A 9,328-nucleotide genomic window follows, 5' to 3' on the forward strand; every position below is an offset into this window, starting at 1 on the left:
AACCGCCATCATTCGATCTTAAAACCACTTGATCGCTGCCCCTGGCAGCATTGAGTGGCGGTCTATCCGCATTACCCGTTGGGGCCTTGCCCCACGAGAGTAGGCTTCAGCGGATCATTCAACGTGAAGGAGATTGATCCATGTCTATACAGCAGAGGATTGTTGTCTATGTCCCCACACCGGTTCGCATTGAGGAGATACACGAGCGTCAGCCGATCACCCGCAGCATTGTGCGTGAGGATCAGCGTCTCGGCTTTTTCCCCAAGTATGCCGGGGAGTACTTCCTGCAGTTGGAAGCGATGATTTTCCAGACCATGGACCGGCTGTGCCCCGACTATAACGGTGGCATGTGGACCATGTGGGAGTTGTCCAATGGCGGTTGTTACCTGTCTCCGGCGCTGCCGGACGATCAGGTCCGGATGGTCTGTGAGGACAATTGCTTCGAAGGGAAATTGTCCACCGATGCCGCGGGTATTGTGGTCAGCCTGGTGGCGATCAACCATCTCGCCTGGTCCGTGCCGGATCCTGAGCACTTCAACAAGCTGTTCTACGCCCTGCGGGACTGGGCCATCGAGCACCGGGAAAGCGAGCAAATCCTGCGCGCCATCGACTGAAGCCTCTACTGCCCCGGATCCCCGGGGCAGGTTTTTTCCCCTGCCAGATCCTCCCGGTCATTTTCCGCACACCTGACCGCGCATTGCTAGGGAGTGTTAAACTGCCGGCCCATGGCCCGCATCCTTCCCTTCACGCGCCCCCGCGGCTGGCGACTCTTGTCTTCCCGCACCCTACTGGCGCTCTTCATTGTCGGTAGCGTGGCGCAGTACCTGGTACAGGGCAACGTGACCTGGGTCACTGCCAGTTTGCGCTGGGCTGATCAGATGGTCAGTCAACAGGTCGGCTCGATCCGTCTGCCGAGCAGTACCGATGACCTCGTGCAATCGGTCGAGGCCTCATTGGATCAGGCGCTTGCCAGCGCGCGCAGCGGTCTTTCGGCACTCCAGGCCAATACCACCGCTATCGCGGACACCGCGCTCGATAAGCCCGTTCAATCCGCCTCGGATTACGACTTGTCGGGTACAGTGGTCCGTATTGCCGATGGCGATACGCTGACCCTGCTGGATGCGACCAACACCCAGCACAAGATCCGGCTGCACGGGATCGATACGCCTGAGCGTCGCCAGCCTTACGGTAATGCCGCCAGGGAAGCGCTCGTGGCCGGCCAACACATCGGCGTGGTTATTCAGGACACCGACCGTTATGGTCGCACTGTCGGTACCGTCTACCGCAACGGCATGAACGTCAATCTCAGGCTGGTCGAGAAGGGCTGGGCCTGGCGGTATGAACGCTACGCCCGCAATGACCGCGAATTGGCCCAGGCGCAGCGCGAGGCCCGAGCTGCACGACGCGGCCTGTGGCAGGACAGTCATCCTATCGCCCCCTGGGAATGGCGGCGCCTGCACTGAGCCGGATCTAGCACACTCCCCGCGCTACAGCGCCCGTTGCATTGAATGTACTGTGCTCCCTGTGAAGCAGTCTGGTATCGGCTCGCCTTACGTTGTAAGAACCCTTCCATTGACAGATTTTCCGACTTCCACGAAGGTTAATGTCACTTAGTCGCTGCTCACAGCAGCATTAAGTAGCGGACTTTCCGCATCTCCCGTTGGGGTATCGTACCCCCCACGGGACGAGGCTCTGGCGGATCTTTAACCAGCAAGGAGATGGATCCATGGCAACTCATATGAACGTGTATGTCGTCGAGGAGTTTGAGGCTGGCGGTGAGCAGCGCAAGAACTACACCCAGGTGGGGAAACTTTTTCGCCACAACAAGGGTGAGGGATTTAACCTGCTTATCCAGCCTGGAATAGCGGTCAGCGGTGAGCTGGTCGTCTTCCCCCCCAAACCCAAAGACGATAACCCGGACGCCTAGTCCAGAGCCTACGAAGACCGCCTGCGCAAGCCGGTGGTCTTCGTTCTAACAACAACGCCGCAAGGCATCCTCCCAACGGGATTCGTCCCGTTGGGCGCATCTCGGGAGATATTTTCAAGGTGCGAAACAATGGAGACTTTGCAATACGCCTCGAAAGAGGCTGTGATCGAGGCCGCGATTGGCTTTCTGGAGGAGAACGGACGGACCTATGGCGAGGCGCTCACCAGCCCGAGCAGAACCGCGGAGTATTTGCGGTTGCGGATTGGTGCCAGTGAGCGTGAGGTGTTTACGGTGATCTACCTCAACAATCAGCACCAGATCATCGCGACCGAGGACATGTTCCACGGCACGATCGACGGGGCTGCGGTGTACCCGAGGGAAGTGGCCCGCCGCGCGCTGGAGCACAACGCGGCGGCGGCAATTTTCGGGCACAACCATCCCAGTGGGGTGACCGAGCCCAGTGCCGCGGACCGGCGCATCACCGAACGCCTTCAGTCCGGTCTGGGCCTGCTCGATATTCGGGTGCTGGATCACCTCATCGTCACTGAGGGCGCGAGCTATTCCTTCGCAGAGCACGGTCTACTCTGAGATCGCAAACGGCGAATGGTGTATAACCTTCAAGGGAATCCAGCCGGATTCCCTTTTTTCCGTCTGCCTCAACCACTCAAGATTCGTCCTGGACGTAGCCGGGAGCCGAAAACGCTAACTGCACACCGCCGTCCCATTCGAGGGTAACCAGTGCTCCGCAGTCGCTACAAACGGCGGCATCACCTTCGTGCGTGTCGTCTTCATGGTGTACCTCGCCCCGGTGCCCGCACGCTGGACAGCGCAGGAAGCCCAGCGCGCCCCATTCGGCAATCGCCGCGGGCTCGGAATCTGCTCCGTCCCCGGCAAAAACAAGATCGGCACGTACGGCAACGTTCTCGCCGTCCAGGGCGGCCTCTGTGTGCATATCCAGGACCCGGAAGGGGACCACCAGGGTCCCCGTTTCCAGAAGGTGTCGCCAGGCGGGTAGCGTGGTGTTATCCATGCCCGTCAGTGACCGTTATCGTGCTGTATCGCGACAGTGTACTACTGGCGTTCCAGATTGAGCTCATCCCATATCCAGCTGAAATCATAGCTTGCGTCCGGGCCGCGATCACTGGTGTTTTCGAGGTGTTTGAGCCAGCTGATGACCTCATTATGTAACGTGGGGTCTGCTGCGCACTGGCGCGGGCTCAGGCCCTCGAGCATGGGAATGGGCTCGTCCAGTGTCTTGCGGTAGTGGTTGGTCAACTGGGCTGTGATTGCTGCCTGTACCTCGGCGGGGATGTCGGCGGCGGGCATCGGCATATCGCCGCAATCCTCCATCAGCGCCATATTTTCGTGGACGGTCAGGGGCGACCCCACAAGGTCACCGAGTAGCGCGGCCAGTAGCGCGGTGCCCCGTTCAGCCCGGACGGTCGAGTTGGTGTCCAGTTCCAGGGCGTTATCGTCCAGTGCGATATGCCCCAACACGCTCACGCGCTCGCCAACGTCGATGTCTTGGTAGGGCTCGGGGAACCAGGTCCAGGACGGGGCCTCCGCCTCTCTGTGCAATACTGGCGACGCGTCGAGTGCACGCAGAACAGCCTTGCGAGAACCCTGCAGGGGGAATCGCACACTGGTGGGTGCGATGGGCTCGTCATCCATGTTCCGCAGGTTCGGGGACGGCCCCGTGGTCTGTAGATAGACATCCATGGCCCAAATCAGGAAGGCCACCCCGGCGAGCTCCGATTCCTGCGCGTGGCGAATGATGTCGTCGAGATCATCGGGTAGACGCTCGATCTCACCCTGCTCAACCAGCTGTTGCATCAATTGCCTTGTTTCCGCCGGAATGGCAGAGAGTACCCCCTGGATACGGGCAGCCAACCCCGGGGGCAAAGGCAGCATGGCGCCGCTGAACGTGGGGGTTGCCCCCGTGTACAGCACGCGGGCCACCAGCCCATCCCATTGGTGAAGACTCTCGGTCGCTGCTCTCTCTTTGACCCGTATCGGCTCGTCCCGAGTGCCATAGGGGCGTATATCAGCGTAAGCCCCGGGTTTCACTGCGGTGACCTCCCAGAATCGCAGTTCGGATGCACCGAGGGCCTGCAGGTATCGACGACCCGCGGGGCCTTCCCGCCACCCGCGGTGTGCGAGGTAGGCCTCGATCAGATTGTGCGGTTCGTTATCCCACAGGACGGTGGCATATTCCTCAAAACTGAAGCCAATGACCATGTGGCTGTAGGGGCCCGCGTAGAAGAAATCCTCCAACGCTTCGAAACTCACGTCGAGCTTTTCTGCCAGCGGACCAAGTAAATCCTCCTGGACCTGGTCCCATCGCCCCGCCCACTCATCATGTGGCCCGGTATAGGCCATGAGATGTTTGATGGCCTTGTCGATCTCCCTGCGGGATTTACGTCCACTCATGCGGTGCTGTGCTCAATCGTCATTAGGGGAAAAAGGGATCGCGCATCCAGCCGACAATGATGGCGAGATCTTCACTGTCCAGCGTGCGGACCGCATCGACCAAACCCAGTGGTGCCTGGTCACTGCCGCACCAGACATTGCGGAAAAACGCGGCCATGATCCGCTCACCGTGGGAGAAGACCCCCATGGCCTGCTCCAGGCCGGGCTCATCGAGACAGCGGGCTTCCCAATCCCAGTAACGGGTCAGGTAACTGTAGGGTGTTATCAGGTCCCGGAAACGCCGCTGCTCCGGTGATAACTGGAAGTCGCCTCGACTGACCGTCATTGGCAGCATCCCGTTGTGTTGGCCGTAGGTAGTGGCGTTCGTCTGTGGCAGTAGGTACGTTCAACCATCGTAATACGCTTCGCTCCTTGTGCGTGGTGTGTCGCTCGCGTCAACGTTTGCATTATACCGGGATCAGTTGGATCGTTGCCCGCGCGCGCCATGCATCGGGATCAAAAAAGGCCACCCGGAGGTGGCCAAGGTGCGAGCCGGTAAGCGCCTAGAACACTGACGGTATCCAGGTTGCCCGCAGATCATCCGCGGCGTAGTTCTCGGCAAAGGCCTGCTGTAGTGACTCGATCACCTCGCCCTTGCGCTTGCCCTGCTGGCTCTCGGCCCAGAAGTCCCCCAGCACCGGCCCGAAAGTGTCGCGTAACTGATCCATCGTCATGCGCTTGAAGTAGTGCTCACCGGTCGGCTGCCAGTATTCCCGAAAATCCGGCGCCAGCTGATCCACCAGCGCGTCCCGCGCCACGCTGGCCCCCCGGGGGCCAAGCTCTAATAGCATTGCTGTGCAGTAGGTCACCAGTTTGTCTTTGTCCCGTTTGGCCAGCGCGCAAAACGCCGCTAATCGGGCCGCCTCGTCGTCCTCGGCTAGCCAGGCGGTATTAAGTGCCTCTCGCGCAAGGCACAGAACTTCTGCGGCGGGGCTGTCCTCGGTATCGCCCCGCTCCGATGCGCAGGGGACCTCACTGTAGCTGGCGTTGCAGTAAATGCGTCCCTCCCAACTGCGACCGGTCAGGACCTGGATACACAAACCATAATGCAACAAATCACTCGCCAGTTTGGGATGTTTCAGGAGGGTCAGTTTGGTGATCTGCCGCCGGTGGGCGGCCAGGTCACTCACGAGCGCCTGGGACAGGGGCTTTTCGGTCGTTGTTGTGCCATCACTGCCTTCTCCGACGCCTGGCTCATCGGAATCAGGTTGGCCGTCCTTCACCGTTTTGGGGATATCCTGCGGTCGCGCCCATCCTTCTATCACCTCCAGTTCGCCCCGCCAGTTGAGGGTCACCACCACACCGGCATAGTGGCGCTGCGCCTCGGTGAAGCCGCTGTAGGTCTGTTCTATTTCGTCTTCCAGCTGCCACAGGGCTTCATTGGCGTGATCAATGGCCTCAAACAGCGCGTCCTCGCTGTCAAACCCATCGGGCAATGGCGCGTCGGCATCGAGTGCCTCCAGCTCAGCCACGCACTGCGCCAGTCGCTCGCGTTCGCTGGCCTTGTCAGGGGGAACATCGATCAGCACGGCTGGCAATCGTATCAGACCAGTGGTCAGGGACTCACGGTCGAGGCCGTGTACGACCCAGGCCCACTCGCCGCCTTTTTCCAGCTTACGGGCGGTACGACTCAGCTTCTCCAATGCCAGTCGCTCGACCAGCTCTGTGTCTGAAAAATAGACCTTCTCCTGGAACAGGTCGCGCTCCACTGCGCCACCGGCTTGTTCATAGGCCTTGATACCGACAAAGGCGCCGATGCCTTGACCCGCCTCGATGGCTTCACCAATCAGCCAGCGGCGGATTGCATAGGCCGAACAGTGTTCTCCCAGCGCCTGATAACAGGCCAGCTGTCGCTTGGGGTCGTCCACCAGCGCGAAGGCCTGTACGTCCTCTAGCGTTAGTCGGCCTTTGCGGTAGTCGTTCATGATGGCCTTGGCCACCCGCCCGAGTTTGAGTAGTTTGCGAACGTGGGCCTCCGTGAGCCCAAAGCGCAGCGCAATGTCGGCGTCACTCAATCCCTGCCGCGCCAGCTCGGCAAAAGCCTGTACTTGATCGGCCGGGTGCATGGCCTCCCGCTGGAAGTTTTCGGCTAGCGACAGGGCGGTCACGGCGTCCCCGGCGCCGCGCACCGCACAGGGTACCGGGTGGTCACCGGGTATCTGCCCTGTCTTTGCCAGACCCTGCAGCGCTTTCAAGCGCCGCCCTCCGGCGATGACTGCAAAGTGGTCTCCTTCCGGCACCACCACCAGATTCTGCAATACCCCCTCAGCCACAATGCTCGCCATCAGGGCGTCGTGGGTCTCGCGGTTGGCTTTAGCCACCCGCACGTTGTGCCGACTGGCCACCAGCCGGTCCAGCGTAATCATTTCAATAGACATAATCGGTTCCTCGCACTTGGATTTGGTTTTTGGGTCGCCCCAACCCCATCCCTCTGGGGGCGAGAAGCCCCCAATCGTGCGAGGTACGAGCACCCGCAGCCGACTGTGGCGGCGCCAGGCAGGGGGAACCACCCGCCTTGCAGAGAGCGAGCAGCCATCAGGATGCGAACGCGCGAAAGGTGGGGGATGCCTGGTGCAAGCCAGAACGGATGCCAGGCTAAAACCTCCCCCAGAGGGATAAAACAATACGCAGGCGCTTGCGCCCGCCACGGTCGTTGCTTGATAGACCCGCTTCGGCCCAGGGAGCGCAGTGCGCAGGCAATGGTAATGCTCGTAAAGTGCCGAACCGCGTCAGGCATGCGACAGGTCTGTCTCGCAGGGAAGCCGTGGCCGAGAAAGCGAAATCTCCAGTCCATGCGGGCGTTCAGGGCGCCGCCGAAGTCCCATTGAGGCGCCTTCCGCACACTGACGTGATGACGGCGGTTCAATGGCGCAAAGAGAAACAAGCAGTGGCATCAGGGATAGCTTCGCTCAACCCCACCCGGCTATTGTTCCGCGGTGTCCCGGATCCAGTGCCCCTGTTCCCAGCGCACCCGCACCCGGGCGCGCTCCCTGAACGTTGCCAGTGGTAGTGAACCGTACTCGCCCAGGGAGGGGCCGTGCACTACCTGAAACTCGACGCGGGTCCGGGATGCACTGGTCGGATTCATCAGAGCATCGACCCGCAGCACCTGCCACTGGAAGCCGGTGAGCCCATTGCTGTAATAAGATCCCGGCAGCACGGCTTCATCTGTGGCAGCCCCGTCGCGGGCATGTTCTCCAGCCAGCTCGAACAATTCACATAGATCTTCCGGTGAGACGTCCACGAACAGATCCAGCTTCTGCAACGCCCAGGCCATGTCCTCGTGGGTGACGTGTTGACCCGTGGGATCCCGGGTGAGTGTCGCTGCAGTGTGTGCCGGTGTACCGATGTGCGAGAGGTAGGCGGGGTAGCGGCGGTGGCGGAACCAGATGTTAAAGGCGAGCGCGACGACAACCATCAGCAGGGCATTGTAGAGAATGGGGCTGAGCAGATAATCGTAACCCAGCGCCCGGACCTGCTCTCCACCCACCACGGCGGCCAGCGCCGCGGCTCCTCCCGGTGGGTGCAGACAACGCAGGTAGTGCATGACCAGCACGGCGCCACCGACGGCGCAGGCTGCGGCCAGGGCGAGGTGAGGAATAAAACGGGCGCAACTGACACCGATCGCGGCGGACACAATATAGCCCAGTAGTACGGGCCAGGGCTGAGACAGCGGACCGTGGGGTATGGCGAACAGCAACACGGTAGATGCACCGATAGAAGTGGCGATGAGGACACCGGCCTCACCCCACAGTTGGGGGGCGAGCAGACACAGGCAGAGTATCCCGACAAAAGCTCCCACAGCGGAGAGCCACTTTTCCCGGTGGGAGGTATTGCGAGGGCCCAGGCCAAGGAAACTGGCTACCTCTGCCTGTAATCTAGTGCGGCATCTATCCTGCCGATCTGGCTGGGGTGGATTCATGGAGATCGAATGCTTGAACAAAAAAAGCGCCAGTCTAGCGCCCTGAAAAAATCAGAAAAAGCGGTTAGTTCCGCTAAGCATAATCGGAAGAACAGGTTTAGCTGTGGCCAGGTGACTGATCTCGAGGTGCTGGCATTGATCACCCTTCAATATCCATGCATCCGAGTGCCGCGACGAATGACGAAGACAAACTACCGCCATTCCAGCGTGAGTTGCTTGTCGAGCCAGATCTGTTCGAGCTTATAGAATATCTCGCTGAGCTCAGTGGGTGGGCAGGGTATGCCCTGTGCATCCATACAATCGTGAAACTGGAGAGCGCAACGGGTCATCGCTTTATCCTGGCGGACGATCAAGCCACGTAGGCTGGCGTGATAACCGGCAAACTCAATGTCGACATTCACGCTATCTCCCCGCTCACCGATCGGGTTAAACGACTCAATAAAGATGCCCGTGAGTGAGATGTCTTCGGCGGTGACCCGCTGTTCAGCGTCGCCGGACAGGATAGTCACCCGCAGATCGTCCGCCTCTGTGCCCCGAACACTGGTCAAGGGGAGTCGCCAGCTGGATCGTCGGTTGGCGCTCTCATCCAGGTGTTGCTTGAGAAAATCGATGAGGAGTGGAACATCCGAGGTGTCAATATCGGCGGTACTGCCAAGTGTGACTTTGAACTGAATGCCCGTGTCCTTATCGGACACGGCGATGTCGCCGAACTTGATGGTTTCCACAAGGCTCTCCCTTACATCCGGCGGTTACCGAATGACTATTATCATCTCCTCGGCCAATACGTTTGGATCATGGCCGTATCCTGAATACCCGTAATCGGGCGCTACTGAAACAGTGATAGTTCCATGAACGATGCGCTCGTCAAGGAACTGCGGCCTGTTATAACAGAGAGATTTCTCGGTTGGAAACGTAATTCAGATTGGCGTGAAGATATCGGAAGGCAATCACAAAAATACGGCTCAACTCGGTACTAGCGTACCAATGATCCGTTCAATGGCCCCGAGACC

10 protein-coding genes are annotated in these 9,328 nt (G+C 60.0%); 4 read left to right on the top strand and 6 right to left on the bottom strand.

Features of this window, described 5'->3' with window-relative positions:
• Positions 1 to 140 precede the first annotated feature (140 nt).
• The 4 genes from G533_RS0118600 to G533_RS0118615 all read left to right on the top strand — a co-directional run bounded on the left by G533_RS0118600 (position 141) and on the right by G533_RS0118615 (position 2,515).
• Positions 141 to 614, top strand: coding sequence for an antirestriction protein (locus tag G533_RS0118600; RefSeq protein WP_051230663.1), 474 nt, complete (start codon positions 141 to 143; stop codon positions 612 to 614).
• Between the two features lie 111 nt (positions 615 to 725).
• A complete protein-coding gene (locus G533_RS0118605; RefSeq protein ID WP_205622665.1) occupies positions 726 to 1,463 on the top strand; it encodes a thermonuclease family protein in 738 nt (245 codons plus the stop codon).
• A gap of 263 nt (positions 1,464 to 1,726) precedes the next feature.
• Positions 1,727 to 1,927, top strand: coding sequence for a hypothetical protein (locus G533_RS0118610; RefSeq protein ID WP_035529118.1), 201 nt, complete (start codon positions 1,727 to 1,729; stop codon positions 1,925 to 1,927).
• A 129-nt stretch (positions 1,928 to 2,056) separates the two neighbouring features.
• Positions 2,057 to 2,515 (top strand): JAB domain-containing protein, encoded by a 459-nt coding sequence (locus G533_RS0118615; protein ID WP_051230665.1) that lies wholly within the window; start codon positions 2,057 to 2,059, stop codon positions 2,513 to 2,515.
• A 76-nt stretch (positions 2,516 to 2,591) separates the two neighbouring features.
• On the opposite strand, the gene G533_RS25035 is transcribed toward G533_RS0118615, so the two are convergent.
• The 6 genes from G533_RS25035 to G533_RS0118645 form a co-directional block, all read right to left on the bottom strand.
• Positions 2,592 to 2,957, bottom strand: a complete 366-nt coding sequence (locus tag G533_RS25035; RefSeq protein WP_035529122.1) for a hypothetical protein — start codon at positions 2,955 to 2,957, stop codon at positions 2,592 to 2,594.
• 41 nt (positions 2,958 to 2,998) lie between these two features.
• Positions 2,999 to 4,357 carry a hypothetical protein gene (locus tag G533_RS0118625; protein WP_035529125.1) on the bottom strand — a complete coding sequence of 453 codons (1,359 nt, stop codon included), beginning with the start codon at positions 4,355 to 4,357 and terminating at the stop codon, positions 2,999 to 3,001.
• A 22-nt stretch (positions 4,358 to 4,379) separates the two neighbouring features.
• The gene (locus G533_RS0118630; protein WP_027951233.1) at positions 4,380 to 4,682 is read right to left on the bottom strand and encodes a hypothetical protein; all 303 of its coding nucleotides are present in this window, start codon (positions 4,680 to 4,682) and stop codon (positions 4,380 to 4,382) included.
• Between the two features lie 217 nt (positions 4,683 to 4,899).
• Positions 4,900 to 6,774 (bottom strand): ParB/RepB/Spo0J family partition protein, encoded by a 1,875-nt coding sequence (locus G533_RS0118635; RefSeq protein WP_027951234.1) that lies wholly within the window; start codon positions 6,772 to 6,774, stop codon positions 4,900 to 4,902.
• A gap of 545 nt (positions 6,775 to 7,319) precedes the next feature.
• Positions 7,320 to 8,318 (bottom strand): HPP family protein, encoded by a 999-nt coding sequence (locus G533_RS22885; protein ID WP_084639168.1) that lies wholly within the window; start codon positions 8,316 to 8,318, stop codon positions 7,320 to 7,322.
• A 191-nt stretch (positions 8,319 to 8,509) separates the two neighbouring features.
• Complete coding sequence (locus G533_RS0118645; RefSeq protein WP_027951235.1) at positions 8,510 to 9,043, bottom strand: PilZ domain-containing protein; 534 nt, start codon at positions 9,041 to 9,043, stop codon at positions 8,510 to 8,512.
• Between the last annotated feature and the right edge of the window lie 285 nt (positions 9,044 to 9,328).

The sequence above is a fragment of the Haliea salexigens DSM 19537 genome (genome assembly GCF_000423125.1).
GTDB classification, from domain to species: domain Bacteria; phylum Pseudomonadota; class Gammaproteobacteria; order Pseudomonadales; family Halieaceae; genus Haliea; species Haliea salexigens.